A 25,473-nucleotide genomic window follows, 5' to 3' on the forward strand; every position below is an offset into this window, starting at 1 on the left:
CGGACGCGCCCGGCCCCCGTCACCCTCCCGGACCAGCCACTCCGTTGATCAGCCCTGTCGCACCAGGGGGAACGGCAGCGTCTCGCGGATCGTCAGGCCCGTGAGGAACATGACCAGCCGGTCGACCCCGATGCCGAGCCCGCCGGTGGGCGGCATCGCGTACTCCAGGGCGTCGAGGAAGTCGTTGTCGAGCTCCATCGCCTCGGCGTCGCCCCCCGCCGCCAGCAGCGACTGGGCGGTCAGCCGGCGGCGCTGCTCCACGGGGTCGGTCAGCTCCGAGTAGGCGGTGCCCAGTTCGGTGCCGAAGGCCACCAGGTCCCAGCGTTCGGCCAGCCGGGGGTCCTTGCGGTGCTGCCGGGTGAGCGGGGAGACGTCGGTCGGGAAGTCCTTGTAGAAGGTGGGGAGTTTCGTCCGCTCCTCCACCAGCCTCTCGTACATCTCCAGGACCACGTCACCGCGGGTGTCGTCGGGGCCGTGCGGGACGCCCGCCCGGTCGCAGAGCACGCGCAGCAGGTGCTCCTCGGTGTCGGCGTCGACCTCCTCGCCGAGGGCCTCGCTGATGGCCCCGTACATCGTCTTGACCGGCCAGGGCCCGGAGATGTCGTGGACGACGAGCTTGCCGTCGGGGCCCGCCTTGTGCGCGACCGGTGAGCCGAAGGCGGCCGTCGCCGCGCCCTGGATGAGCTCCCGGGTGAGGTCGAGCATCACGTCGTAGTCGGCGAAGGCCTGGTAGGCCTCCAGCATCGTGAACTCGGGGTTGTGCTTGTAGGAGACGCCCTCGTTGCGGAAGGTGCGGCCCATCTCGAAGACCTTCTCCATGCCGCCGACGCACAGCCGCTTGAGGTAGAGCTCGGGGGCGATGCGCAGGTACAGGTCGAGGTCGTAGGCGTTGATGTGGGTGCGGAAGGGCCGGGCGTTGGCGCCGCCGTGGATCTGCTGGAGCATCGGGGTCTCGACCTCCAGGTAGCCGCGGTCCAGCAGCCCCTGGCGCAGTGCCTGCACCGCGCTGGAGCGGGCGCGTACGACGTCCCGCGCGTCGGGACTGGCGACCAGGTCGAGGTAGCGGCGCCGGACCCGGGCCTCCGGGTCGGCCAGGCCCTTGCGCTTGTCGGGGAGGGGGCGCAGGCACTTGCCGGTGAGCTGCCAGGAGCCGACCACGACGGACGGCTCCCCGCTGCGGCTGGCGCCGACCCGGCCGGTGGCCACGACGTGGTCGCCGAAGTCGACCTGGGAGGTGAAGGCGTCCAGCACGCCGGGGCCGGACTCGTCGCGGGTGAACATCAGCTGGGCGTCGCCGGTCCAGTCGCGCAGCACGGCGAAGACCACGCCCCCGAGGTCGCGTACGACCATCACCCGCCCGGCGAGGGTGACCTGCTCGCCGGTGCGGGCGCCGGGGGTCCGGCCGGGGGGGGCAGCCTTCAGGGCGGCGGCGGTGTGGGTGCGCTGCGGGATCCCGACCGGGTACGGGTCCGTCCCGGCGGCCCGGATCCGCTCCAGCTTGGCGTGGCGCACCCGGACCTGTTCGGGCAGCCGCTCGGCCTGGGCGCGCTCGCCGTCCTCCCCGACGAGGTCCAGGCCCAGGGAGTCGATGGAGGGCAGCCCGGCGGTGTTGGCGGGGGCGGTGAGGCCCTTGGCGTGGCCGTTGCCCCAGAGCTTGCGCATGCTGGGTACGGAGACGAAGCCCTCGGCGATGCCGGAGGCGAGGCTGACCCGGGCGAGCGAGCCGGCGTCCTGGTAGCAGAGGAAGCGCGGGTACCACTCGGGGCCGTACTTGACGTTGGAGCGGTACAGGGCCTCCAGCTGCCACCAGCGGGAGAAGAACAGCAGCAGCCGGCGCCACAGCTTGAGCACCGGGCCCGCGCCGATCCGCCCGCCCTCCTCGAAGGCCGAGCGGAACACGGCGAAGTTGAGGGAGATCCGGCGCACGCCGAGGCCGGGGGCGGCCGCGCACAGCTGGGCCACCATGAACTCCATGACCCCGTTGGGGGCGGACCGGTCGCGGCGCATCAGGTCGAGGGAGATGCCGTCCCTGCCCCAGGGGACGAAGGACAGCAGGGCGATCAGCTCGCCGCCCGCGTCGAAGGCCTCGACCAGCAGGCAGTCCCCGTCCTCGGGGTCGCCGAGCCGGTCCAGGGCCATGGAGAAGCCGCGTTCGGTCTCGGTGTCGCGCCAGTGGTCGGCCCGGTCGACGATGGTCCGCATCTCCTCCTCGGTGAGGGCCGAGTGGCGGCGGATCACGGTGGTGGCGCCGGTCCGCCTGACCCGGTTGACGGCCTGCCGGGTGACCCGCATCTCACGGCCGTCGAGGTCGAAGTGGGCGACGTGCAGGATGGCCTCGTCGCCGAGCTGGAGGGCGCTCAGGCCCGAGCGGGCGTACGCGGTCGCCCCGTCCTCGGAGGCGCCCATCACGGCCGGCTGCCAGCCGTGGCGGCGGGCGACGGCGAGCCAGGCGTCGATGGCGGGGGTCCAGGCGCCGGGGTCGCCCACCGGGTCGCCGCTGGCCAGGCAGACCCCGGCCTCGACGCGGTAGGTGACGGCGGCCTTGCCGTTCGGGGCGAAGACGACGGCCTTGTCGCGCCGGGTGGCGAAGTAGCCGAGGGAGTCGGCCCGTCCGTAGGCGCTCAGCAGCGCCCGGATCCGGGGCTCCTCGTCCCCGTGCAGGGCGGCCGTCAGCCGCTGCGAGCGGAACAGGGTCGCGGCCGCGTTCAGCAGGGCGAGGGCGCCGAAGAGGCCGAGCAGGAAGTAGAGCGGGCGGGGCGGGCGGCCGTCGAACTGCCGGGCGGAGAAGAGCCCGCCGAAGACCTGCTTGGCGGCCCAGTCCAGCCACTGCCCCTTGGGCAGGGTCCCGGGGAAGAGCGCGACGAGCGCCCAGCCGAGGAACACCGCGCCGAGCAGCCCGAGGCCGAGCACCAGCATGGCCCGCCAGACGGCGCCGGGGCGCGAGGCCGCGTAGAACTCCTTGCGGGCGGCGACCAGGACGCCGAGGGCGGCCACCGCGAGGACCATCGAGGGGCCCCCGACCCAGAAGTCGCCGTCGGCGATGATCAGCAGGTCGACCAGGATCAGCAGGGCCAGATAGGTGACGACGATCCACCAGGCGATCTTCTTGCGGGTGCCGAGGGCGGCGGCGAGGAGGAAGAGGAAGACGGCGTACGCGAGGTTTTCGCTGACCGGCACCACGAAGTCGTCGAGGAAGCGCACCACCGGCCGCAGGAGCCTGCGCAGCGTCGGGGAGAGCGCCAGCAGCGCGCACACCAGGCCCAGGGTTCCGAAGAACGCCCCGAAGGCGTCCGGGACCCGGTGCAGGAAGCGGTTGCGGGTCCCCCGGGTCTCCTCCAGCGTGGCGGTCATGCTTGGCACTGTAGGGAGGGCCGCGCCGCTCCGCGCGCCGAACCGGATGGCCTCGGGAGGGTGACGGAGCACGTGAACACGGGATTCGAGCGCGGCACCGACGGGCCGAAGGTGATCCTCGCCGGGGTTGACGGCTCGGAGTCCTCGCTCCTGTCTGCGGCCTGCGCGGCGGGGCCGGCCCGGCGGCAGAACGCACTGCCGGCCCTGGTGTGCGTCCAGCCGGCGCTCGCTGCCGGGGCCTCCCTGGGCGCGCCGGTGGCGGACACGACCGGGGACGGTGACGGTCGTCCCGCAGGCCCCTCCCGCAAGCCCCCTACCGGGCGCGTTTCAGGCCGTCCTTGGCGGCGCCGCGGCTGAGGACGGCCTCGGTGACGGCCTCGTCGGCACTCTCGTACTCCTCGTCGCCGGGGTCCTCGGCGAGGGCGGCGGGCAGGTTGACGACCCTGCCGGTGGACAGGTCCATCATCTGCGGGACGAACTCGGCCCCGGTCACCTGCCAGCGCTGCCCGGGGGCGGCGGGCGGGGCGAAGGTGAAACGGGCGATGGAGCCGTAGTTGCCGCGCATGTCGCGGGCGCCGGAGTGGTTGAACATCTCGCCCGCGACCTGGTCGCCCATCCCGTAGACGATCCAGGTCCCGTTGACCTTCTCGTAGGCCTGCGGGACGTGGGCGTGCGTTCCGAGGATCATGTCGATGTCCGGGCGTCCGCCGGTCTGCGAGGCGGTGAGCGCCTTCCCCAGCGAGAGCTGGGTCCCGTCCGGTTCGGTCTGCCATTCGGTGCCCCAGTGGATGCTGACCAGCACCACGTCCGCCCCGGCCTTCCGGGCCGCGCGGGCGTCCGCGAGGATCTCGTCCTGGCGCATCAGGTTGACCGCCCACGGCTGTCCGTCGGGCATGGGGTAGCCGTTGGTGTCGTAGGTGTACGCGAGGTGCGCGACCTTCGCCGGGCCCGCCGTGTAGAGGGTGGTCCTCGCCGCCTCGGCGGCGGTGCGCGCGGAGCCCGCGTGGCCGAGGCCGACCTTGTCGAAGCGGTCGAGGGTGCGTTTCAGCCCCTCGGCCCCGTCGTCCAGGGTGTGGTTGGAGGCGGTGGAGCAGCCGTCGTACCCGGCGTCCTTGAGGGCGTCGGCGACGGTGGGCGGGGAGACGAAGGCGGGGTAGCCGCTGAAGGGGCCGTCGTCCTCGCCGTAGATGGTCTCCATGTGGCACAGGGCGAGGTCGGCCGCCGAGACCACCGGCTTGACCCCGGAGAACATCGGCCGGAAGTCGTAGCCGTCGCCGCCCGCGTCGGCTGCCGCGCGCTTGATGACGGAGGTGTGCGGGAGTACGTCTCCGCTCGCGACCAGGGTGAACCCCCGGGCGGCGGAGGGGGCGGCCGGGGCCGTGCCGGCGGGGGCCCCGGCGGCGCTGGGGCCGAGGCGCGCCGGGGCGCGGTCACCGGCGGTGGAGCAGCCGGCCGCCGATGCCGGGAGCAGCAGGGCCGTCAGCAGGGCGAGGGCCCGCCGGGTGCGCTTGGTCATCTGTCCCAGCTCCCCTTTGTAGGACTGTCGGATCAACCGAAATCCATAGGAGAAGGGCTTTCAAGTCAAGGAGCGGCGCCGTCCTGCGGCCATGTCGCACCCCGACGGCCCATGGCCGTTCGCCGCGCCGTTCGACCGTTCGTCGCCCGGCGCGGCCGCCCACCGGACGACCCGGGGCCTTGGGCGCAACGCCCCCGCCGGACGGTTCCCGGGCGGCTCCGCGCAGGTGAGGGTGAGTGGGACGCCCACAGCCCGGCACGCGGCCCGGCCCACCGCCCGGCGGACGGCCCGGCCCTCGGCCCGGCAGCCCAGCGGACCCCGGACCCGGAAGGAGCCACTCGTGTCGCCCTCCCCCACCCTCCAGCGCACGGAACCCGAGGCGCTCGCCGAACTCCAGCGCGACCACGGGCGGGCCCTGTTCGGATTCCTGCTCGGCCTCACCGCCGGGGACGCCCAGCGCGCCGAGGACCTCGTCCAGGAGACCCTCGTACGCGTGTGGCAGCACCCGGAGGTACTGGCGACCGGGCACGAGTCCATGCGGCCGTGGCTGTTCACGGTGGCGCGGCGGCTCGCGATCGACGCCCGCCGGGCGCGGCTGTCGCGGCCGCAGGAGGTCGACCCCGACGGTCTGGAGCAGGCGCCCGCCCCCGAGGACGCGGTGGCCGGCTCGGTCACCGCGATCGACGTACGGCGGGCCGTGGGGAGCCTCGGGCCCGAGCACCGGGCCGTGCTGATGCAGGTCTACTTCCAGGACCGCTCGGTGGCCGAGGCGGCGGCGGAGCTCGGCATCCCCGCCGGAACGGTCAAGTCCCGTACGTACTACGCCCTGCGTGCCCTGCGGAAGGGGCTCCAGGGGTACGGGCTCGGCGCCTGAAGGGTGCTCCGCACCGCGGGCCCGGTGGAGAAACACTCAAGGAACGCCCCCGATGCGCACGATCCGGACACGGAGCACACCGATATCGGCACCAGTCCGTGCAAGTTGAGTAAACATCCCCCGTTCCGCGAGCCGTCCGGTGAAGGCTCGGGGGTGACGGCGGCAGGCTCGACACGCGGGAGAGGGTGGCACGGTGCAGCCCGAGGGTATGAACGGCACCAGTGACGGCGGACTGGCTGTGCCCATGGCGTGGCTCTACGCGGAGTACATCGCCGACGAACTGCTGCGCACGGGGCGGCTGATCCCGGTGAGCACCCTGGAGTTCCGGGCCGGGCGCGACACCCTCGCGCTGACGATCTACCTCTCGGACGCGGCCGGCGAACTGTCCGGGATCCGGGTGGTCTCGCAGCTCGACGAGTGGCTCTCCCTGACGGCGTACGGGCACCCCTGGCGCGACTGGGTCCACACCCGGTTCCTCGCGCTGGGCGAGGAGGCCCGCGAGCGCGGCCGCGGCGAGGACCCGGACCTCGAACTGGCCCGGGCGGCATGGCGCTGGCTGGACCACACGGAGCTCTTCGCCACCAACCTCGACCCGGGCCGGCACGGCCAGGGCGAGAACCCGCCGGCCCTGGACGAGAACGCCCGCGTCTGGACCCCGGCCTGGCAGCTCGGCCTGCCGCTGGGGCACCTGGCGATGCACCTGTTCTGAGGGCTGCCCCGTACTCCCCGGTGGACCGGCGCACGGCGTCGGATGCGGTGCGCCGCAAGGCGCAGGGGCGCCCCCGTACTGGGCGCGTTCGGGCGTTCCGACAGCGCGGCGAGGTGCCGTAGCCGGCGTCGTGCGCCCGCCGGGGATCACGGGGCAGCCCTTGGGATCCCGGCGCCGGGAAGGCCTACGCCGACTCGGCCGGGTCCGTCACCAGGCCCGTGAAGTCGGCCTCGTTGCGCTCGGCCCGGCCCACGTACCAGCGGGCGATCAGCCACATCACCGGGTACGCCACCAGCCCGAGCGCGACCCAGACCAGCGGGCCCGCGGCCGCCCGGGGCAGCAGGAAGCCCAGCGGCAGCAGCCCGAGCACGAGGGCCAGCACCGCCAGCGCGCCCAGCCCCGCGCGCAGCTGGCTGCGCATCAGGGCCCGTACGTAGGTGGCGCCGAGGCTGGTCTGCTCGGAGATCTCCGAGCGGGCGGGGGTGTGCGCGGGCGGACGGCGGCGGGCGCCGCGCGGGACGCCGGTGACGATCTCCCGCCGGGGCGGCGGCTGCTGCTCGGCCATGGTGCCGGAGTCTACGCAGGGCCCCGGTCACTTGAGGAGGCGGGAGAGCCTGCGGTCCGCGAGCGGCTTGCCCCCGGTCTGGCAGGTGGGGCAGTACTGGAGCGAGGAGTCCGCGAAGGACACCGAGCGGACGGTGTCCCCGCACACCGGGCAGGGCTCGCCGTCCCGGCCGTGGACCCGCAGCCCGCTCTTCTTCTCGGCCTTCAGGTCCTGGGCCGCCAGCCCGTGGGCCCGCTCCACGGCAGCCCGCAGGGTGTCCCGCACGGCCCCGTACAGGTGGGTGACCTGCTCCTCGTCGAAGGAGGCGGCCAGTTTGAAGGGCGAGACCTTCGCGGCGTGCAGGATCTCGTCGCTGTACGCGTTCCCGATCCCGGCGATCACGCTCTGGTCGCGGAGCACGCCCTTGATCTGCCTCCGCTCCCCGGCCAGCAGCGCGGCGAAGGCCTCCCTGCCGAAGCCCTCGGCGAGCGGGTCGGGGCCGAGCCGGGCGATGCCCGGTACCTCCCGGGGGTCGTGCACGACGTACACGGCGAGGCGCTTCTGCGTGCCCGCCTCGGTGAGGTCGAAGCCGCCGCCGCCGTCCAGTACGAGGCGCAGCGCGAGCGGGCCCTTGCCGGGCCGGGGCGGCTGCGCGGGGAAGTCCTCGCGCCAGCGGAGCCAGCCGGCCCGGGCCAGGTGGGTGACGAGGTGGAGCCGGCCGATGCTCAGGGCGAGGAACTTGCCGTACCGGGACACGGGTCCGGCGGGCTGCCCTTCGAGGGCGGTGGGGGGAGGGTCGTAGGTCTTGAGCACGCTGACCGCGAGCGGGAGGACGCGTTCGACCACCCGCCCGGCGAGGTGCTCGTCGAGGAACTCCCTCAGGGCCTCGACCTCCGGCAGCTCGGGCACCCTCCCAGACTGGCGCCCCGGCACGCGGCCCGCGACCGGAACCGGGCGGGGGCTCGACCGGCGCCCGGCCCGGCACTCAGCCCATCACGAACTCGCACCACACGCACTTGCCGCTGCCCCGGGACTCCACGCCCCAGACGTCCGCCAGCCGGTCCACCAGCATCAGGCCCCGCCCCGACACCCCCGCCTCCCCCGCCTCGCGGCGGCGCGGGAGGGCGCTGGAGCGGTCCTCCACCTCCACCCGCAGCCGGCGCTCCGGGCCGGCCAGGACGCGCAGGGTCACGATCGCCGGGCCGTCGGTGTGCATCAGGGCGTTCACGATCAGCTCGTCCGCGACCAGTTCGATCTCGTCGGCCCGCTCCCGTGCGCCCCACGACCGGACGGCAGCGCCGATCATGTGCCGGGCGGCGACGAGCGCCTCGGGGTCCCCGGGGGCCACGTGCTGCTGGAGCCGGCCGCCGCCGGGCCGGGTGTCCTCGCCCTGGCGGCGCAGCAGGAGCAGGGCCATGTCGTCGTCGCCGCCCCGGTCGTCGACGACCTCGCACAGCCGGTCGGCGAGCCGCTGGAGGTCGGCCGGGCCGCCGCGGACCAGGGAGGTCAGCAGGCTGACGCCGTCGTCGAGGTCGGCGCCGGGCTGCTCCACCAGCCCGTCGGTGCACAGCAGGAGCGTTTCGCCCGGGTCCAGCTCCACGGTGGTCACCGGATACTCCAGGCGCCCGAACTCCGCCGACAGGCCGAGCGGCATGCCGCCCTCCACGGGCAGCCTGCGGCACTCCCCGTCGCGGGTGCGCAGGAGCGGGTCGATGTGGCCGGCGCGCACCACCTGGAGGACGCCGGTGGAGAGGTCGGCCTCCACGTAGGTGCACGTCGCGAAGCGGTCGGTGTCCAGTTCGTACAGGAACACGGAGGCCCGGGCCATGACGGTGCCCGGGGAGTGGCCCTCGGCGGCGTACGCGCGCAGCACGATGCGCAGCTGGCCCATCACGGCCGCGGCGTGGGTGTCGTGGCCCTGCACGTCGCCGATGACGGCGCCGACCCGGCCGCCGGGCAGCGGGATGACGTCGTACCAGTCGCCGCCGATGTCCTGGCCCATCCGGGCGGACCGGTAGCGCACGGCGATCTCGGCCCCGGGGACCGACGGGATCCGGCGGGGCAGCATGGCCTGCTGGAGGCCCTCGGCGAGGTCGTGCTCCTGTTCCAGCAGCATGGCGCGCTGGAGGCTCTGGGCGATGCTGCTGCCCAGGGCGACCAGCAGGTTCCGCTCGTCCTGGGTGAAGCCGTCCTTGTCCTGGTAGAGCAGTCCGATCGCGCCGATCGGCCGGGCCTGCGCGATCAGCGGCAGGTACGCGGCGGCCGATATCCGCATGTACGAGATCTTCGACCAGAGGTCGGGGTACCCCTCGGCGAACTCCTCGGCGGAGTCGAGGAAGCGGGGCTGGAGCGAGCGGACGACCTCGCTCATCGGGTACTGCTCGTCGATGCGGGTGTAGCGGGTGCCGGGGACGAAGCTGTCGGCGGGGCCTTCGGCCACCAGGTGGATCCGGCCGGCCTCGACGAGGCCCATCACCATGCCCATGGAGCCGAGCCGCTCCAGGCCGTGGGCGTCGCCGATGACGTCGATGACGTCGCGGACGGTCCGGGCGTGCGCGAGGGCGGCGGTGGTGCTCTCGACCACGGAGGTCTGGCGCCGGCGCTCCTCGTCGAGGCCGAGGCGCTCGGCGGAGTGGCTCAGCTCCTCGGTCGCGTCGCGGACGATGCCGATGATCCGGTAGGGGCGGCCGTCCGGGTCGCGCATGACGCGGCCCTGGGTGTGGGTCCAGCGCAGGTTCCCGTCGCGGCAGCGGATGCGGAAGTACGCGCCGTAGGTGTCGACGCCGCTCTTGAGGGCGCTGGAGACGAGGGCGTCCAGCCGGGTGGACTCGGCGGGCGGGACGCGCGGGGACAGCGATCCCGGCCGTCCGTCGTACTCGTCCGGGGTCGTGTCGAAGACGTCGAGGGCCGCCGCGTCCATGTGCATGAGCCCGGTGACCAGGTCCCAGTCGAAACTGCCCATCCGGTTCAGTGACAGGGAACGGTCCGCGTGTGCGGGCCAGTCCTCCGGCAGCGATACGGTGCTCGGCACCGGTCCACCATGACACAGCGCCGCGTCAGGCGCTCTCCAGGTACGGGGGCTGGTCGTCGGCCTGCTGCCCGTCGGGGAAGCCGTCCGGAGCGGCGGGATCGGCCGGGTCCGGGGGCAGGGCGGGATCGTTGCCGGTGCCCGGGCCGTCGTCGGGGGTGTGGGTCAGGCCCTGGTCGGGCGGGACGTTGCCGGGCAGGTCGCGCGGGAGGTCGCCGTTGGCGTCGGGCGGGGTGGCTGCGGGGCCGTCGGACGGCGGCAGGGCGCCGCCGGGCCGTTCCTGGGGGCTGGCGGGCGCGCGCGGCGCGGTGTCGGCCTGGGACGGGCAGGGGCTGGGCGAGGGGGCGGCGGCCGGCGGGCCGGCGGCGCCGGGGCCGGAGGGCGGTACCGGGTCCGGGGCGGGGGGCGTTGCCAGGTCCGGGGCGGGGGGCGTTGCCAGGTCCAGGCCGGGCGGCGGCACCAGGTCCGAGGCGGGTGGCTCATCCGCGTCCGGGGCGGGGGGCGGTGCAGCGTCCGCGGCGGGGGACGGTGCCACGTCCAGGCCGGGCGGCGGCACCAGGTCCGAGGCCGGGGGCTCTCCCGCAGCCGGGGGGCCGGCCGGCGGGGTCGGAGGGACTGGGGGCGGGGTGGTCCGGGGCCGGTTGCCGGGGTCGGCCCCGGCGCAGGGGTCGGCGGGGTCGTCGGGCGGGGTCGCGGGCGCGTTCGGGATGCCGTCGGCGGGGTCGTAGGGAGGAACCGTCCTCGGGACCTTGTCCTGGGCGCCGTCGTCGCCCGCCTTGCGCTCGATCCAGGTGTTGTCGGCGATGTTGACGATGACCAGCCTCTTGATCACCTGGATGGTCGGCTCGATCACGATGACCTGGGTGGGCTGGTAGCCGTTCCACTGGTCGCCCTTGAGCACCGGGTTCCCCTTGGCGGAGCGCGGCGCGGCGAGGGGGTTGCCGCAGCCGCAGCGCACCCGGGGCATGCCGTGGTCGTCGACGAGGACGGCCGTCCCCGCCTGGAGCACCGACTGGTAGCCCTCGGCCCGTCCGTCCCGGAAGCCGTGGTTGGTGACCCGGGTGTCGGCCCGCAGCACCACCGGCGTGAGGGCCCGCAGGAAGTCGGGGATCTTCTCCCGTTCGATCCCGGCGGCCTGCGCGAAGGAGCGGGACTTGGCGTCGTCGGAGGTGAGGGCGGAGACCTGGCGTTCCACGTCGCAGCTGCCGAGCCGGTTGGTCCCGCCGTACAGGCCGGGGGTGGCGGCGCCGACCGTACGGATGCCGCGGCCGGTCGCGTTGGGCAGCGGGGGCTGGAGGGGGGCCGACTCGGCGGTGGCGGAGGAGGGGGTGAACGGGTCGGGTCCGGCTGCTCCCACGGGCTGGAGGGTGAGCTCCAGGCTCTCGGGGACCGGGCCCTTGGTCTGTTCGGGGGCGGCGCCGGAGCAGCCCGCGGCGATCAGGCCGAGGAGTGCCAAGAGGGCCGTGCGGACGGGCACGTGACGGCGCGGTGTCTGACGGGGCGGTTCCTGACGGGATGTCGGTGCGGGCACGTCGTTCAGGTCGTTCACGCTGCTCTCCCTTTTCGCCCCGGTTGCTCCCTCTTGTCTGACGCATGTCCCGCGGCACCGCAACCGGAGCGCCCCCACCCCGGTATTGAACATGTTCAACAGAGCCCTTAGGGTCGGGGGCACTGCTTGAACACGTTCAAAGGAGCGGTCGTGACGGTACTCGTGAACCTGATCGTCACCCTCGGGATGGGCTGGGTCGTGCCCGTGGGCCTGCGCCTGATCGACCCGGCCGGCCTGCGGACCGCCGCCCGGCTGTGGCCCCTGGCCGCCGCCCCGGGGGCCCTGTGCCTGTGGCTGCCGCGCGGCCCTGCGGCCACCGTGCCCGCCGGGCTCTACGCCGCGGCCGCCCTGGCCCTGGCCTGCCGGGGCGCCGCCCGGCTGCCGCGCACCCGACCGCCGGCGCCCGCCGAGGTCGCCGCGTTCACCGCGCTGGCCTCGCCCTCGGTGGCCGCCTGCGCCCTGGTCGCCGAACGCGCCGGGTACCGGCTGTTCGGCTTCGACCTGGACGTCCTGGCCCTGACCGTCCCGCACTTCCACTTCGCCGGGTTCACGGCCGCCCTGGTCGCCGGTCTGGTGTGCCGGGCGGCGACGGCCGGGCACTGGGCACGCTGGGCGGCGTACAGCGTCCCGGCGGGGACCCTGCTGGTCCTGCTCGGCTACTTCGTCGACGACTGGGCCGAGCTGCTGGGCGCGGTGGTGCTGACCGCCGGGATGTGGGCCGTGGCCCTGGCGACCTGGAGGGACGTCCGGCCCCGCGCCCGCGACCGGGGCACGGGGGCGCTGCTCGCCACCTCGGCCGCGGTGCTGGTGGCCACCATGCTGCTCGCCCTGTGGTGGGCCGCCGGCGAGGCCACCGGGATCGTCCACCCCACCCTGACCTGGATGGCCGCCACCCACGGCCTCGGCAACGCGCTCGGCTTCGCCCTGTGCTCGCTGCTGGCCTGGCGCCGCCTCACCCGGGACCGCACCGCCGCGCCCGCCCCAGACCGCACCGCCGGGGCCCGGCCCACGCCGGCCGCCCCCTGACCCCCACCCCGCGCGGCCCGGACGACCGCCGCCCGCACCAGCCCGATCGGAGATCCCGCCATGACCCGCCTCATCAACGCCGCCCGTCCCGTCCTCAACTACCCCGACCGCGGCGCGACGCTGCGGCGGCCGCTGCCCGACGGCTACCACCACCTCCACCACCGCACCCGGATCGGGCACGGCCGCGTGGTGTTCGAGGCGGCCGGCGCGGCCGTCACCGCCTTCGGCGCGCACCGGGCGACCGGGGCGAGCGTCCGGGCGGACGGGCCGGCCGTTCCGGGTGCCCGCGTGGAGATCGGCCTCGGCATCGGCCCGCTGCGGATCACCGTGCCGTGCGAGGTGATCTGGACCCCGGAGGGTCCCGACCGGGCCGGCTTCGCGTACGGGACCCTCACCGGGCATCCCGAATGCGGGGAGGAGTCCTTCGTGGTGGAAATCGCCGCCGACGGGACCGTGTGGTTCGAGGTCACCGCCTTCAGCCGCCCCACCGCCTGGTACACCCGCCTCGCGGGCCCTCTCGTCCCCGTGCTCCAGCGGGGCTACGCCCGGCTGCTCGGCCGCCACCTGCGCGCCCTGGCCGCCCACGGCTGATACTGGAGGGGATGGACTGGTTCACCGCGCCCGGCTACTGGCTGGGCCGGCTGGTCTTCCAGCGGGCCCTGGCCGGTGTCTACGTCTTCGCCTTCGTCGGCGCCGCCCTGCAGTTCCGGGCACTGATCGGGGCGCACGGCATGCTGCCCGTCCCGCACTACGTGCGGTACGTGCCCTTCCGCCACGCCCCGAGCCTGTTCCAACTGCGCTACTCCGACCGGCTCTTCGCCTGCTGCGCCTGGGCCGGGGCGGCCGTGGCCGCGGCGCTGGCCGCCGGGGTGGGGGACCTGGTGCCGCTGGGCGCCGCCATGGGGATGTGGGCGCTGCTGTGGCTGCTGTACCTCTCCATCGTCAACGTGGGCCAGACCTGGTACTCGTTCGGCTGGGAGTCCCTGCTGCTGGAGGTCGGCTTCCTCGCCGTCTTCCTCGGCAACGCCCGGGCCGGGCCGCCCGTGCTGGTGCTGTGGCTGCTGCGGTGGGTGCTGTTCCGGGTGGAGTTCGGCGCCGGGCTGATCAAGATGCGGGGCGACGCCTGCTGGCGCCGGCTGACGTGCCTCTACTACCACCACGAGACGCAGCCGATGCCCAACCCGCTGAGCTGGTTCTTCCACCGCCTGCCGAAACCGCTGCACAAGGCGGAGTGCGCGGCGAACCACTTCACCCAACTGGTGGTGCCGGTCCTGCTGTTCACCCCGCAGCCGGTGGCCTCGTACGCCGCCGGGATCATGGTGGCCACCCAGCTGTGGCTGGTGCTGTCCGGGAACTTCGCCTGGCTGAACTGGCTGACGATCACCCTCGCCCTCTCGGCGGTCGACTTCACGGGGATCGCCGGTCCCCCGCCCGCCGCCGCCTCGCGCGGGGCACCCGTCTGGTACGCGGTCCTGGTGTGCGCGGTGACCGTGCTGGTCCTGGTGCTCAGCCGGCACCCGGTGGCCAACCTGTTCTCGCGCCGCCAGGTGATGAACCGGTCCTTCGACTCCCTGCACCTGGTCAACACGTACGGGGCCTTCGGCACCGTCGGCCGGATCCGCGACGAGGTGGTCGTCGAGGGCACCTCCGACCGCGTCCCCCGCGAGGACGGCGACTGGCGCGAGTACGGCTTCAAGGGAAAACCGACCGAACTGCGCCGGATCCCGCGCCAGTTCGCCCCCTACCACCTCCGGCTCGACTGGCTGATGTGGTTCGCGGCCCTCTCCCCCGGCTACGCCCGGGACTGGTTCGGGCCGTTCGTGGAGCGGCTGCTGGCGGGCGACCGGGACACGCTGCGGCTGATCCGCCACAATCCCTTCCCGGACGCCCCGCCGCGCTTCGTGCGGGCCAGGCTGTACCGCTACCGGTTCACCACCTGGCGGGAGTTGCGCGAGACGGGTGCCTGGTGGCACCGCCGGCTGCTGCGCGAGTACCTGCCGCCGACCCGCCTCGCGGAGGCCGCCTCCTCAGAGCCCGAGTAGGGCCGCCTCCCGTTCCGCGGAGATCCCCTTGCGCGGACGGTCGGGGCGCTGCGGGGCTTCCCCGCCGATCGAGCGGAGCCAGGCCCAGGTGTCGGCGACGGTCTCCCCGACCGGCCGGCAGGTGAGCCCCGCGCCCAGGGCCTTGGTGACGTCGCTGCCGAACATGTAGTCGTGCAGCTCGCCCTCCGGGAGCCAGATCGGCAGTTCGGTCCACGGCTCGATCCCGGCCTCCCGGATCGCGGCCGCGTCGGTCCAGCGCAGCTCGGGCGTGCCGCCGGTGGCGGCGGCACACGCCTCCAGGAGGCTGCCCATGGTGGCGTGGCCGGCCGGGGAGACCAGGTCGTAGGCCCCGCCGAGACGGGCCCCGGCCGCGTCCAGCGTCCAGCGCGCGAGGTCGCGTACGTCGATGTACTGGAGCGGGAGGTCGCGGGGGCCGGGGGCGAGCATCGGGCCGCCGCGGGCGGTGCGGTTCAGCCACCAGGGCAGCCGGCCGACGTTCTCGTACGGGCCGAGGATCAGCCCGGCGCGCACGAGGAGGGCCCGGTCGCCGAAGGCGGCGAGGGCGGCGAGCTCGGCGCCCCGCTTGTCCTCGGCGTAGGCGGTCGAGCCGGCGTCGGGTGAGCCCTCCACCACCGGGCCGTCCTCGCCCTGCCCGGCGGGTGCGGGGTAGGTGTACACGGAGCGGCTGGAGATGTACGCGTACCGGCCGGCCCGGTCCGCGAGCAGCCGGGCGCTGTCGCGGACGGCGGTGGGGGCGCCGCCCCAGGTGTCGACGACCAGGTCCCACTCCCCCTCGGCGAGGGCGGCGAGCCCGTCGGGGGCGGTGCGGTCCCCGTGCAGCGCGGAGGTTCCGGGCGCCGGCGCGTGGTGCCCCCGGTGGAAGACGGTCACCTCCCAGCCCCGGTCCAGGGCGTCCTCGGTGATCGCGCGCCCGACGAATTCGGTCCCACCCAGCATCAGGAGTCTCATGGGCCCGACACTGCCGGGCGCGGCGGGGCGGCGGAAGACGTGATCGCCCAGAGCGATGACGCTGACGGCGTAGGGCCCCGCGGGAACCTCGGGGAAGGGGCCGTCTCACGTGCCGCGCCCCCGTCGCCGTGGGGCGCGGGGGCGCGGATCGGGTCTGCGGGGCGGCGGCCCGGGGGCCGTGCCGGTGCCGGTGCCGTCAGTCGATGCCGGGCAGGATGTGCGGCTCCGCCAGGTCGTCCTCGTAGCCGGCCAGCCGGATGGGTGCGGAGCGGGCCCAGACCTCGAGGCTGCCGAGTTCGTCGGACCGCGTGCTCGCCACCCGTCCCGTGAGCTCCAGAGTCGGGTCGGTCTTCTTGGTCTCAGTCACCGCGCACTCCCTATGTGTCGCGTAACCCGGCGGGCGGGACCGCGCGCCGGATAGGGGGGAATAGAGGTTCGTCCGGACGCGGTGGCGCCTTGGTGGAGCGGTGCCCGGGTGGGGCTCCTTGCGCCTTAGGGTACACATATGAGCGGGGGTCCGCTCGATGGAACGGTAAAATCCGCGCTGGACCGCTTGTTTTCGCCCCGAGTTCAGGAAGTCGTACGCCGGCGTGTCCGCCGGGGCTGATCTGCTCGTCGGCGGTGGCGCGTGCGCGCGGACGACGGAGGGAGCCGTTGTGGCTATGTCGGGGTTGCCCACGATCGACAGTGTCGACGAGCTGATGGAACTCCTGCACGCGCACCAGGGCGGCCCGGGGCTCCGGACGGCGGCCCTGCTCCGCCGCTCGCACCCCTTCGACAAGGAGCTCCAAGTGGCCGGGCTGGTCCACTTCCTGGGCCCGCTGCTGTCGGCCCAGGGGGGCGATGCGGCCGAGGCGGTCCGCCCCCTGCTGGGCGACCGGGTGGCCCGCCTGACAAGGCACGACGGGCCGGAGGCGGCCGGGGACGCGGCGGCCGAGGCACTGCGCCAGGCGGTGCGGTCGGGCGGCACGTCGGGCCTGGACGCCGGGGTGGTGGAGGACTGGCGGCCGCTGCTGGAACTGGTCGCGGCCGGGGCTTACGGAATCCACGGGACGGTTCGCCCGTACGAGTGAGGGGCCGGCCGTCCCGGGAGACGGCCGGCCCCTCGTGAGGCGTTTACCAGTTGGCGGGGGCGTAGTCCTTCAGGAAGACCCCGTAGAGGTCGTCGCCCGCCTCGCCGCGGACGATCGGGTCGTAGACGCGGGCGGCGCCGTCGACCAGGTCGAGGGGGGCGTGGAAGCCCTCCTCGGCGAGGCGCAGCTTGTCGAAGTGCGGGCGCTCGTCGGTGATCCAGCCGGTGTCGACCGAGGTCATCAGGATGCGGTCGCTCTGGAACATCTCCTGGCCGCTGGTCCGCGTCACCATGTTCATCGCGGCCTTGGCGGCATTGGTGTTCGGGTGCCCGGCGCCCTTGTAGCCGCGGCTGAAGACGCCCTCCATAGCCGAGACGTTGACGACGTACGCGCGCCCGCTGGACGCCTTGCGGGCGGCCTCGGCCATGGCCGGCCGGAGCGCGCTGATCAGGATGAACGGCGACGTGTAGTTGCACAGCTGGGTTTCCAGCAGCTCGACCGGGGAGATCTGGTCGATGGTCTGCACCCAGGTGTTGCTCTCGACGACGTCGGGCAGCAGGCCGCCCGCGTCGATGGCGGTGCCGGCGAGGTGCCGCTCCAGGCTGGCGTTGCCCGCGACGAGGGCGAGGTCGGCGACCTTCTGGGCCTCCAGCCCGCTGACGCCGACGGGCAGCGCCGCCAGGCCGTCGACCGCACCCGAATTGAAGGCGCCGATGACGTGGTGGGCGGGGAGCTCGCCGGCCGGCAGCGGGGCGCTCTCCCCCTCGACGAGCGCGGCGTACGCGGTGGGGAGGCGGCGCACGGTCTGCGTCGCGTTGTTGATCAGGATGTCGAGCGGGCCGGCCTCGGCCACCTGGTCGGCGAGCGCCACGGCCTGGGCCGGGTCGCGCAGGTCGATGCCGACGACCTCCAGGCGGTGCATCCAGTCCGCCGAGTCCTCCATCGCCTTGAAGCGGCGGATGGCGTCCTTGGGGAAGCGGGTGGTGATCGTGGTGTGCGCGCCGTCGCGCAGCAGCCGCAGCGCGATGTACATGCCGATCTTGGCCCGGCCGCCGGTGAGCAGCGCGCGCTTGCCGGCGAGGTCCGCGCGGGCCTCCCGCTTGGTGCGGTTCTCCGTGGCGCAGTCCGGGCAGAGCTGGTGGTAGAAGTAGTCGACCTCGACGTACCGCGTCTTGCAGACGTAGCAGGAGCGCGGGCGCTGGAGTATCCCGGCGATCCGGCCGGCCTCGGTGACGGAGGAGGGCAGGATGCCCTCGGTCTCGTCGTCGATGCGCTCGGCGGAGCCGGTCGCGGTCGCCTCGGTGACGGCCTTGTCGTTGGCGGTCTTGGCGGCGCGGCGCTCCTGGCGGCGGCGCTGCTTGACCGTGCGGTAGATGCCGGCGGTGGCGCGGCGTACGGTGATGGCGTCGGGGTGGTCGACGTCGATCTTGTCGAGCTCGTCGAGCACGCTGAGGCAGACGGCGAGGCGCTCGGGGTCGATGCCCGGCCCGTATGCGTGGTTGTCTTCGGTCACCGTCATGGCCGCTGCCGTTCCTTGCTCGCTCGTCCGCGTCCGCCTGCTGCGGAAGTCCCCAAAACGGAAACTGTACGGATCCGACACGCCCGGGACCAAACCCGTTCCCGTCCGCCTCACGGACCGCGAGTGAGCTGTCACGGTATGGAGGGGATCAAGACCCTTCGTCCCTCTGGGGCGGCTTGCGCGTACTCCCGCTGGTGTATGCCAGGAGGATGACTCGGCCCGCGATCAAGGGGTCTGCGGGCGGATGAACGGCGCGTTCCTTTGGGGCATGGTGGATCTCATGAGTGCCCTGGCCCTGTCGGTTCTGCTCTGCCTGGTCTCCGCCGTCGCGTACGCGGGTGGCGCGATCGTCCAGGAACACGTGGCGGCGAGTTCGCCGGACCGCCCCTACGCGCCGCTGCGCCGCGCGGGCTGGTGGGCGGCGGTCGCGCTGAACGGCCTGGGCGCGCTGCTGCACGTGGTGGCGCTGGCGTACGGGCCGCTGAGCCTGGTGCAGCCGCTGGGTGCGCTGACCATCGTCTTCGCGCTCCCGATGGCGGCCGCGTTCGTACGGCGCCGGGCCGGTGCGGCCGCCTGGCGCGGGGCGCTGCTGGCGACGGCGGGCCTGGCCGGGCTGCTGGCCCTGACGGGCGGGGAAGGAGCGGGGCGGCAGGCCCTGGCGGGCGGTGAGCGGAGCCTGCTGCTGGCGGTGACGGCGGCCGGGGTGGCGGTGCTGGTGCTGGCGGCGGGGCGGATGCGCCGGGCGGTGCTGCGCAGCGTGCTGCTGGCCGCGGCGGCCGGTACGGCCTTCGGGATGGGCTCGGTGTTCACCAAGGCGGTGGCCGAGGGCTTCTCCCCGGGCGCGCTCGGCTCCCTGTGGCCGGACCTGGCGGCGATCGCCGTACTGGCGGCCGGGGGGCTGCTGCTGTCGCAGGCGGCCTACCGGGGCGCCGGCCTGACCGCGCCGCTGGCCACGGTGACCGTGGTCAACCCGGTGGTCGCGGCCGCGGTCGGGATCTCACTGTTCGACGAGGGCTTCCGGTACGGGACCGCCGGGGCGGTGGCGGCGCTGGCGAGCGGCGCGCTGGCGGCGGCCGGCCTGATCCTGCTCACGGCCGTGCCGCCGCACGTGCGGGGGTCAGATTCCGACGCCCTTGTTCCGGAGGTACTTCAGCGGGTCGATGTCGGAGCCGTAGCCGGGGGCGGAGCGCATCTCGAAGTGCAGGTGCGGGCCGCTGGAGTTGCCGGTCGAGCCGGAGCGGCCGATCCGCTGGCCGCCGGAGACCTGCTGGCCGGCCTTGACGCCGAGCGCGGACAGGTGGGCGTACTGGGAGTAGCGGCCGTCGGTGTGCTTGATGACGACCTGGTAGCCGTAGGCCCCGGCCCAGCCGGCCGACTCGACCGTACCGGGTCCGACGGCCTTGACGCTGGTGCCGGTCGGCACCGGGAAGTCGACGCCCGTGTGGTAGCCGCTGGACCAGGAGGATCCCGCGACGCGGTAGGAGGTGCCGATGCCGGCGTCGACGGGGGCGGTGAAGGCGCCGCCGCCCGAGGCGGGCTTCTGCTCCGCTGAGACGGGCTTGCCGGCGGGCTTGGCGGCCGGCTCGGGCTTGGGCTTCTCGGCGGGCTTGGACTGCTCGGGCTGAGGCTTGGGCTTCTCGGCGGGCTTGGACTGCTCCGGCTTCGCCTGCTCGGGCTTCTGCTGCTCCGGCTTGGGAGCGGCCGGTTCCACGGGCTTGACCGGCTCGGCGGTGCGCGGCGGCTTCTCGGGGTTCTGGGCGGGCGGGGCGGTGGTGATCCTCAGGGTGAGCCGCTGGCCCGGGAAGATCAGGTTGGGGTTGCCGCCGACGGTGGACCGGTTCGTCTCGTACAGGGCCTGCCAGCCGCCCTCCACGTGCTGTTCGGAGGCGATCGTCGAGAGGGAGTCCCCGGGGGCGACCACGTACGGGTTCGGCAGGACGGAGGTGCCGGTCGGGCGGGGCATGGTGACGGGCGTCGGGGTGGTGGCCTTGGTCGGCTGGACCAGGTCCTTGTGCGCCTGGGCCGAGGGCTTCGCGGCCGGTTCGGCCGACGGCTTGTCCGAGGACTTGGCGGCGGGCTCGGCCGCGGGTTTGGCCGCGGGCTCGACCGCCTGCTTCGCTGGGGCCTTGGCGGCGAGGACGGGGGCCGGTCCGCTGCGGCTGAGCCCGGCCTGGGGACCGCACGCGGGCCAGGCCCGGGGGCCCTGCCCCTTGAGCACCTTCTCGGCGACCGCGATCTGCTGGGCCTTGGTGGCGAGGTCGGCGCGGGGGGCGTAGGCGGTGCCGCCGAATTCGCGCCAGGTGCTCTGGCTGAACTGGAGGCCGCCGTAGTAGCCGTTGCCGGTGTTGGTCTGCCAGTTGTTCGTGGATTCGCAGGCGGCGACCTTGTTCCAGGTGTCCACGGAGGCGGCCTGCGCGTCCGTGGCGCCGATGAGGGGGAGCGCGATCCCGGCGCCACCCGCGGTGACGACGAGCGAGGCCCGGTTGATGCTGCTCGGCTGGTACCGGCGGTGCCGGCCCCGTCGTACACCCATGGGAGCCCCCTAAAAGACATCAGGAACCGCACAACCTAACGGCGGCCCGATGAGCTGACAAGGGCGACAACCAGCCGTAGGGCGGAGTGAGTTGACGATCGCACAGCTCTGGGGCCGGGGTCCGGCGAATGCGTGGATCCACGACGGGGTCCCGGTCCGTCACGTCCCCGTTTTAGGGGACATTGAGGGGGATTGACCCTTCCGGAGCGCGCTGCGGATGATCGTTCCATTCCCCGTTCCAGCCGGAAGGATTCAGGAGCCGACCATGAGCATCCGCGAAGATCTGATCCTTGAGGACACCACTCTCCGCGATGGCGAACAGACCCCGGGCGTCGCCTTTTCGAAGGAGACGAAGACGAAGATCCTCGACGCCCTCATAGCCGCCGGCGTCACCTCCGTCGAAATCGGCATCCCGGCCATGGGCGGTGAGGAACTCGACTTCATCAAGTCCTGCGTGGACCGCCAGGACGAGGCCCGGCTCGTCGTGTGGCACCGGGGCGTCAGGGAGGACGTCGAGCGCTCGATCGACATGGGCTTCAAGGCCGTGCACATCGGCCTGCCCACCTCCGCCGGGCACCTCAAGGCCAGTGTCCGCAAGGACCGCACCTGGCTGCTGGCCACCGCCACGGACCTCGTGAAGATGGCCAAGGACCGCGGGGCGTACGTGTCCATCAGCGCCGAGGACATCGCCCGCACGGAGATCTCGTTCCTCCAGGAGTACGCGGGCGTGGTCCACGAGGCGGGCGCCGACCGGCTGCGCCTGTCTGACACCGTCGGCCTGCTGGGGCCGGAGGCCTACGGCGAGCGGGTGGCGGCGGTGGGGGCGGCGGCCCCCATCGACACCCAGTGCCACGCCCACAACGACTTCGGACTCGCCACCGCCAACACCCTCGCGGGACTCAAGGCCGGAGCGCGCTACTTCCACGTGACGGTCAACGCCATCGGCGAGCGGGCCGGCATGGCGGACCTCGCCCAGGTCGTCGTGGCGCTGAAGAAGCTGTACGACCGGGACCTCGGCATCGACCTGACCAAGCTGAAGGAGATCAGCCGGCTCGTCTCGCGGGCCGCCAAGCACCCGGTGCTGCCGTGGCAGCCGGTCATCGGCGACAACGTGTTCGCCCACGAGTCGGGCATCCACGCCAACGGCATGCTGCGCGACACCTCCACCTTCGAGCCCTTCCCGCCCGAGCACGTGGGCGGCGAGCGGCGCTACGTGCTGGGCAAGCACTCCGGCCGCGCGCTGATCGCCTGGGCGCTGGAGCAGCAGGGCATCGAGCCGCGGGAGGAGCTGCTCGGCCCCTGCCTGGACGAGGTGCGGCGGCAGTCCATCCACACCTCCGGCGCGGTGCCCCCGGAGGACCTGGCCGCCATCTACCGCAGGGCCCTCTCCCAGGCCGCGGCGGCCTGACGGCCCTCCCCCGCCCGCCGGCCCGGTGCCCCTCCCCCTTCCGGCACCGGGCCGGCGGCCCCGACGAAGCGAGAAGGGTCAACCATGCACGACTTGCTGCGCTCCCTGCCCCCGTCGCACGGAGCGGGCCGGTACGTCAGCCTGGCCGCGGCCGAGGAGAACGGGCTCACCGGTCTCGGTGCCGCGCCCCGCAGCGTCCGCGTCCTCGTGGAGAACGTCCTGCGGGCCGCCGTGAAGAGCGGTGACGGGGCGGTGACGGCGGCGGCCATGGCCTCGTCCGCCGCGCTGGTCTCCGCCTGCGCGGGCGCGGGGCCCGAGGAGGAGATCGTCTTCAGCCCCACCCGGCTGGTCCTCCAGGACCACACGGGCGTCCCCGTACTGTCGGACCTCGCCTCGCTGCGGTCCCTGATCGCCGAGCGGGGGCTCGATCCGCGCCGCGCGCGGCCCGTGCTCCCGGTGGACCTGGTCGTCGACCACTCCGTCGAGGCGAACGCCTGGGCCCGCCCCGGCGCGCTCGCGCTCAACATGGCCCGCGAGCACGAACTCAACCGCGAGCGCTACCGCTTCCTGCGCTGGGCGCAGCGGGAGATCGGCGGGCTGCGGGTGGTGCCGCCCGGCCGGGGCATCGTCCACCAGATGAACCTGGAGCACCTGGCCAGGGTGGTGATGCCGGACGCGGACGGCCTGCTCGCCCCGGACTTCGTCCTCGGCACCGACTCGCACACCCCGATGGTCGGGGCCCTGGGCGTGCTCGGCTGGGGCGTCGGCGGCATCGAGGCGGAGACCGCCCTGCTGGGGCATCCGGTGTCGCTGCTGAGCCCGCCTGTGGTGGGCGTACGGCTGACCGGCGCGCTGCCCGTCGGGAGTACCGCCACGGACCTGGCCCTGACCATGACGCGGTTCCTGCGGGAGACCGGTGTGGTGGGGCAGTTCGTGGAGTTCTTCGGGCCCGGTGTGCGCACCCTGTCCGTCCCGGACCGGGCGACGGTGTCGAACATGGCGCCCGAGTACGGCTGTACGGTCGCCTACTTCCCGGTGGACGCGTCGACGCTGGAGTACCTGCGGCTCACGGGCCGGCCGGAGCACGACGTCGCCCTCGTGGAGGCCTACACCAAGGAGCAGGGGCTGTTCGCCCCGGCGGCCGGCTCCGCGGAGCCGCTGTGCGCCCGGACCGTGGAGTTCGACCTGTCGTCGGCAGGGCCCAGCGTCGCGGGACCGCGCAGGCCCCAGGAGCGGCTGTCCCTGAAGGAGGTGCCGGCCAGCTTCCCCGACGAGGACGGAGACCGGTCCGGGCGCCGGCGGGCCGGCGGGCTGCCGGACGGGGCGGTGGGCATCGCCGCCATCACCAGCTGCACCAACACCTCCAACCCCGAGTCGATGGTCATCGCGGGGCTGGTGGCCCGCAAGGCCGTCGCGCGGGGGCTGAGCGTGCCGCCCTGGGTCAAGACGACGCTGGCCCCCGGATCCCGTGCGGTACCGCGCTACCTGGCGGCCGCCGGGCTGCTGACCGGGCTGGAGCGGCTCGGTTTCGCCGTGGCCGGCTTCGGCTGCACCACGTGCATCGGCAACTCGGGGGGCCTCGCGCCGGCCGCCGAGGACGCGGTGCGGCGGGACGGCACCCGGCTCGCGGCGGTCCTCTCGGGGAACCGCAACTTCGAGGGCCGGATCCATCCCGACGCGGCGGCCGCCTACCTCGCGTCGCCGGCGCTCGTGGTGGCGTACGCCCTCGCGGGGACGGTACGGACCGACCTGAGCGCTGAACCGCTCGGGATGGACGCGAGCGGACGCGGCGTACGGCTGTCGGACCTGTGGCCCTCGCCGTCGGAGATCGCGGTCGCGCTCTCGCACGTGACCGGCGAACACTTCGCGCCGGAGCGGGAGACCCTGTTCCGGGGCGGCCGCGAGTGGGAGGAGCTGGACTTCCCGCAAGGGCCGGTCTACGACTGGCCGGCCGGGTCCACGTACCTGGTGCGCTCGCCCTTCTTCGACGACACCGGCCGCAGGGGTACGGCCGATCTGCGCGGGGCCCGGGTCCTGGTCTTCGCGGGCGACTCGACGACCACCGACCACATCTCCCCCGCCGGAACCATCGCGGAGGGCTCCCCGGCCGGCCGGCACCTGGCCGGCGCCGGCATCGCGCCGGCCGACTTCAACTCGTACGGCTGCCGCCGCGCCAACCACGAGGTACTGGTCCGCGGGGCCTTCGCCAGTCCGGGCTTCCGCAACGGGCTGACCCCCTCGCACCCCGGCAGCCACACCCTGCACCTGCCCGGCGGCGAGGTGACCAGCATCCACGAGGCGGCGTCCCGGTACGCCGCCGAGGGCACCCCGGTCATCGTCCTGGCGGGCCGTGACTACGGGTTCGGCAGCTCGCGCGACTGGGCGGCCAAGGGCCCGGCGCTGCTCGGCGTACGGGCGGTGCTCGCCGAGAGCTTCGAGCGGATCCACCGGAGCAACCTGGTGGGCATGGGCATCGTCCCGCTCCAGTTCCGGGCCGGGCACGGGCCGAAGCAGCTGGGGCTCACGGGCCGCGAGTCCTACGAGATAACCGGCCTCGAAGGGCTGCGGCCGCGCGGGGAGGTCGTCGTACGTGCCCTCGGCCCGGCGGGGCGGCTCGTCGCGGCGTGGCGGATGACGGCCCGCGTGGACACCGCCCGGGAGCTGGACTACGTACGGCGGGGCGGGTTCCTGCGCGCCGTCGCGGCGCCGCTCCTCGAAGCGGCCCCCGCCGCCGGCGGGCCGGGGGCGGCGTCGTGAGGATCGTCGGGATCGGCGGCTCGAACCGCCCCGGCTCGACGGCGGAGCGGGCGCTGCGGGCCGTCCTGGCCGAGGCGGAGCGGCTGGGGGCCCGGGTCAGCCTGCTGGCCGGCCCCGATCTGGTCATGCCGTTGTACGACCCCGGCGGGGCTCCGCTCTCGCCGGCGGCCCGGCGGCTGGTCACGGAGACCGCGCGGGCCGACGGGGTCGTGCTGGCCAGCCCTGCCTACCACGGCGGTATCTCGGGGCTCGTCAAGAACGCCCTCGACCACCTGGAGGAACTGCGGGACGACCCCAGGCCGTACCTGAGCGGCCGGGCGGTCGGCTGCCTGGCCGTCGGCCAGGGGCATCAGGGCGCGGTCGTCACCCTCGGCGCCCTGCGCACGGTGACGCACACGCTGCGCGGCTGGCCCACACCGCTGGGCGTGGCCCTCAACAGCTCCCGGACCGGCCTGGGTCCGGCCGGGCGGTGCGAGGACGCGCACGTCGAAGGGCAGCTGAAGGGCGTCGCGGAGCAGGTGGTCGACTTCGCCCGCATGTCCGCCAGCCATCCGATCACCATTCATTCCTGAGGA

19 protein-coding genes and 2 pseudogenes are annotated in these 25,473 nt (G+C 74.1%); 11 read left to right on the forward strand and 10 right to left on the reverse strand.

Annotated elements, in window-relative coordinates:
• Positions 1-48: 48 nt before the first annotated feature.
• Entirely contained in the window at positions 49-3,351 is a 3,303-nt protein-coding gene (gene lysX, locus ACZ7IF_RS02490; protein ID WP_470961726.1) for a bifunctional lysylphosphatidylglycerol synthetase/lysine--tRNA ligase LysX, read from the reverse strand.
• A 60-nt stretch (positions 3,352-3,411) separates the two neighbouring features.
• Between lysX and ACZ7IF_RS02495 the strand changes: the two are divergent.
• A pseudogene (locus ACZ7IF_RS02495) lies at positions 3,412-3,627 on the forward strand (universal stress protein); the annotation flags it as partial.
• 37 nt (positions 3,628-3,664) lie between these two features.
• Here the strand turns inward: ACZ7IF_RS02495 and ACZ7IF_RS02500 are convergent.
• Positions 3,665-4,867, reverse strand: coding sequence for a CapA family protein (locus ACZ7IF_RS02500; protein WP_470961729.1), 1,203 nt, complete (start codon positions 4,865-4,867; stop codon positions 3,665-3,667).
• Between the two features lie 340 nt (positions 4,868-5,207).
• Between ACZ7IF_RS02500 and ACZ7IF_RS02505 the strand changes: the two genes are divergently transcribed.
• Together ACZ7IF_RS02505 and ACZ7IF_RS02510 are read left to right on the forward strand one after the other, a co-directional pair.
• Positions 5,208-5,741, forward strand: coding sequence for a sigma-70 family RNA polymerase sigma factor (locus ACZ7IF_RS02505; RefSeq protein WP_470961732.1), 534 nt, complete (start codon positions 5,208-5,210; stop codon positions 5,739-5,741).
• Between the two features lie 208 nt (positions 5,742-5,949).
• Positions 5,950-6,450 carry a hypothetical protein gene (locus ACZ7IF_RS02510; RefSeq protein WP_470961735.1) on the forward strand — a complete coding sequence of 167 codons (501 nt, stop codon included), beginning with the start codon at positions 5,950-5,952 and terminating at the stop codon, positions 6,448-6,450.
• Between the two features lie 184 nt (positions 6,451-6,634).
• Here ACZ7IF_RS02510 and ACZ7IF_RS02515 read toward each other — a convergent pair whose 3' ends face one another.
• The 4 genes from ACZ7IF_RS02515 to ACZ7IF_RS02530 all read right to left on the reverse strand — a co-directional run bounded on the left by ACZ7IF_RS02515 (position 6,635) and on the right by ACZ7IF_RS02530 (position 11,571).
• On the reverse strand, positions 6,635-7,015 hold the full coding sequence (locus ACZ7IF_RS02515; protein WP_470961738.1) for a hypothetical protein: 381 nt from the start codon (positions 7,013-7,015) through the stop codon (positions 6,635-6,637).
• Positions 7,016-7,042: 27 nt separating this feature from the next.
• Positions 7,043-7,903 carry an Fpg/Nei family DNA glycosylase gene (locus tag ACZ7IF_RS02520; protein WP_470961740.1) on the reverse strand — a complete coding sequence of 287 codons (861 nt, stop codon included), beginning with the start codon at positions 7,901-7,903 and terminating at the stop codon, positions 7,043-7,045.
• 76 nt (positions 7,904-7,979) lie between these two features.
• The gene (locus ACZ7IF_RS02525) at positions 7,980-10,043 is read right to left on the reverse strand and encodes a SpoIIE family protein phosphatase (protein WP_470962300.1); all 2,064 of its coding nucleotides are present in this window, start codon (positions 10,041-10,043) and stop codon (positions 7,980-7,982) included.
• 7 nt (positions 10,044-10,050) lie between these two features.
• Positions 10,051-11,571 carry a DUF6777 domain-containing protein gene (locus ACZ7IF_RS02530; protein WP_470961743.1) on the reverse strand — a complete coding sequence of 507 codons (1,521 nt, stop codon included), beginning with the start codon at positions 11,569-11,571 and terminating at the stop codon, positions 10,051-10,053.
• 150 nt (positions 11,572-11,721) lie between these two features.
• On the opposite strand from ACZ7IF_RS02530, the gene ACZ7IF_RS02535 reads away from it, so the two are divergent.
• The 3 genes from ACZ7IF_RS02535 to ACZ7IF_RS02545 are packed head-to-tail and all read left to right on the forward strand — an operon-like array spanning position 11,722 to position 14,639.
• Positions 11,722-12,597, forward strand: a complete 876-nt coding sequence (locus ACZ7IF_RS02535; protein ID WP_470961745.1) for a YndJ family protein — start codon at positions 11,722-11,724, stop codon at positions 12,595-12,597.
• 60 nt (positions 12,598-12,657) lie between these two features.
• Positions 12,658-13,188 (forward strand): DUF1990 family protein, encoded by a 531-nt coding sequence (locus ACZ7IF_RS02540; protein ID WP_470961747.1) that lies wholly within the window; start codon positions 12,658-12,660, stop codon positions 13,186-13,188.
• Between the two features lie 11 nt (positions 13,189-13,199).
• Positions 13,200-14,639 carry a lipase maturation factor family protein gene (locus ACZ7IF_RS02545; RefSeq protein ID WP_470961749.1) on the forward strand — a complete coding sequence of 480 codons (1,440 nt, stop codon included), beginning with the start codon at positions 13,200-13,202 and terminating at the stop codon, positions 14,637-14,639.
• Here the strand turns inward: ACZ7IF_RS02545 and ACZ7IF_RS02550 are convergent.
• Complete coding sequence (locus ACZ7IF_RS02550) at positions 14,625-15,608, reverse strand: NAD-dependent epimerase/dehydratase family protein (RefSeq protein WP_470961752.1); 984 nt, start codon at positions 15,606-15,608, stop codon at positions 14,625-14,627. The genes ACZ7IF_RS02545 and ACZ7IF_RS02550 overlap by 15 nt on opposite strands.
• A gap of 196 nt (positions 15,609-15,804) precedes the next feature.
• Positions 15,805-15,975 carry a hypothetical protein gene (locus ACZ7IF_RS02555; RefSeq protein WP_470961755.1) on the reverse strand — a complete coding sequence of 57 codons (171 nt, stop codon included), beginning with the start codon at positions 15,973-15,975 and terminating at the stop codon, positions 15,805-15,807.
• A 295-nt stretch (positions 15,976-16,270) separates the two neighbouring features.
• Between ACZ7IF_RS02555 and ACZ7IF_RS02560 the strand changes: the two genes are divergently transcribed.
• Positions 16,271-16,681, forward strand: a complete 411-nt coding sequence (locus ACZ7IF_RS02560) for a hypothetical protein (RefSeq protein ID WP_470961758.1) — start codon at positions 16,271-16,273, stop codon at positions 16,679-16,681.
• A 43-nt stretch (positions 16,682-16,724) separates the two neighbouring features.
• Here ACZ7IF_RS02560 and ACZ7IF_RS02565 read toward each other — a convergent pair whose 3' ends face one another.
• Complete coding sequence (locus ACZ7IF_RS02565; protein WP_470961761.1) at positions 16,725-18,200, reverse strand: SDR family NAD(P)-dependent oxidoreductase; 1,476 nt, start codon at positions 18,198-18,200, stop codon at positions 16,725-16,727.
• Between the two features lie 280 nt (positions 18,201-18,480).
• Between ACZ7IF_RS02565 and ACZ7IF_RS02570 the strand changes: the two are divergent.
• A pseudogene (locus tag ACZ7IF_RS02570) lies at positions 18,481-19,206 on the forward strand (DMT family transporter); the annotation flags it as partial.
• A 111-nt stretch (positions 19,207-19,317) separates the two neighbouring features.
• Here the strand turns inward: ACZ7IF_RS02570 and ACZ7IF_RS02575 are convergent.
• Positions 19,318-20,733 (reverse strand): transglycosylase family protein, encoded by a 1,416-nt coding sequence (locus tag ACZ7IF_RS02575; RefSeq protein ID WP_470961764.1) that lies wholly within the window; start codon positions 20,731-20,733, stop codon positions 19,318-19,320.
• Positions 20,734-20,998: 265 nt separating this feature from the next.
• Here ACZ7IF_RS02575 and ACZ7IF_RS02580 point away from each other — a divergent pair, with 265 nt between their 5' ends.
• The 3 genes from ACZ7IF_RS02580 to ACZ7IF_RS02590 all read left to right on the forward strand — a co-directional run bounded on the left by ACZ7IF_RS02580 (position 20,999) and on the right by ACZ7IF_RS02590 (position 25,470).
• Complete coding sequence (locus tag ACZ7IF_RS02580) at positions 20,999-22,141, forward strand: homocitrate synthase/isopropylmalate synthase family protein (protein ID WP_470961767.1); 1,143 nt, start codon at positions 20,999-21,001, stop codon at positions 22,139-22,141.
• An 84-nt stretch (positions 22,142-22,225) separates the two neighbouring features.
• Positions 22,226-24,898 (forward strand): aconitate hydratase AcnA, encoded by a 2,673-nt coding sequence (gene acnA, locus ACZ7IF_RS02585; protein WP_470961770.1) that lies wholly within the window; start codon positions 22,226-22,228, stop codon positions 24,896-24,898.
• Positions 24,895-25,470 carry an NADPH-dependent FMN reductase gene (locus ACZ7IF_RS02590; RefSeq protein ID WP_470961773.1) on the forward strand — a complete coding sequence of 192 codons (576 nt, stop codon included), beginning with the start codon at positions 24,895-24,897 and terminating at the stop codon, positions 25,468-25,470. Before acnA ends, ACZ7IF_RS02590 begins: the two co-directional genes overlap by 4 nt.
• The last annotated feature ends 3 nt before the right edge of the window (positions 25,471-25,473 follow it).

It is taken from the genome of Streptomyces sp. NPDC037421 (genome assembly GCF_055602105.1).

Bases quoted from the DNA above. Each gene is read 5' to 3' on its own strand.
- ACZ7IF_RS02545 (WP_470961749.1), top strand. From the start codon at position 13,200: ATGGACTGGTTCACCGCGCCCGGCTACTGGCTGGGCCGGCTGGTCTTC.
- acnA (WP_470961770.1), top strand. From the start codon at position 22,226: ATGCACGACTTGCTGCGCTCCCTGCCCCCGTCGCACGGAGCGGGCCGG.
- ACZ7IF_RS02510 (WP_470961735.1), top strand. From the start codon at position 5,950: ATGAACGGCACCAGTGACGGCGGACTGGCTGTGCCCATGGCGTGGCTC.
- lysX (WP_470961726.1), bottom strand. From the start codon at position 3,351: ATGACCGCCACGCTGGAGGAGACCCGGGGGACCCGCAACCGCTTCCTG.
- ACZ7IF_RS02540 (WP_470961747.1), top strand. From the start codon at position 12,658: ATGACCCGCCTCATCAACGCCGCCCGTCCCGTCCTCAACTACCCCGAC.
- ACZ7IF_RS02560 (WP_470961758.1), top strand. From the start codon at position 16,271: ATGTCGGGGTTGCCCACGATCGACAGTGTCGACGAGCTGATGGAACTC.
- ACZ7IF_RS02515 (WP_470961738.1), bottom strand. From the start codon at position 7,015: ATGGCCGAGCAGCAGCCGCCGCCCCGGCGGGAGATCGTCACCGGCGTC.
- ACZ7IF_RS02550 (WP_470961752.1), bottom strand. From the start codon at position 15,608: ATGAGACTCCTGATGCTGGGTGGGACCGAATTCGTCGGGCGCGCGATC.
- ACZ7IF_RS02580 (WP_470961767.1), top strand. From the start codon at position 20,999: ATGAGCATCCGCGAAGATCTGATCCTTGAGGACACCACTCTCCGCGAT.
- ACZ7IF_RS02565 (WP_470961761.1), bottom strand. From the start codon at position 18,200: ATGACGGTGACCGAAGACAACCACGCATACGGGCCGGGCATCGACCCC.
- ACZ7IF_RS02575 (WP_470961764.1), bottom strand. From the start codon at position 20,733: ATGGGTGTACGACGGGGCCGGCACCGCCGGTACCAGCCGAGCAGCATC.
- ACZ7IF_RS02500 (WP_470961729.1), bottom strand. From the start codon at position 4,867: ATGACCAAGCGCACCCGGCGGGCCCTCGCCCTGCTGACGGCCCTGCTG.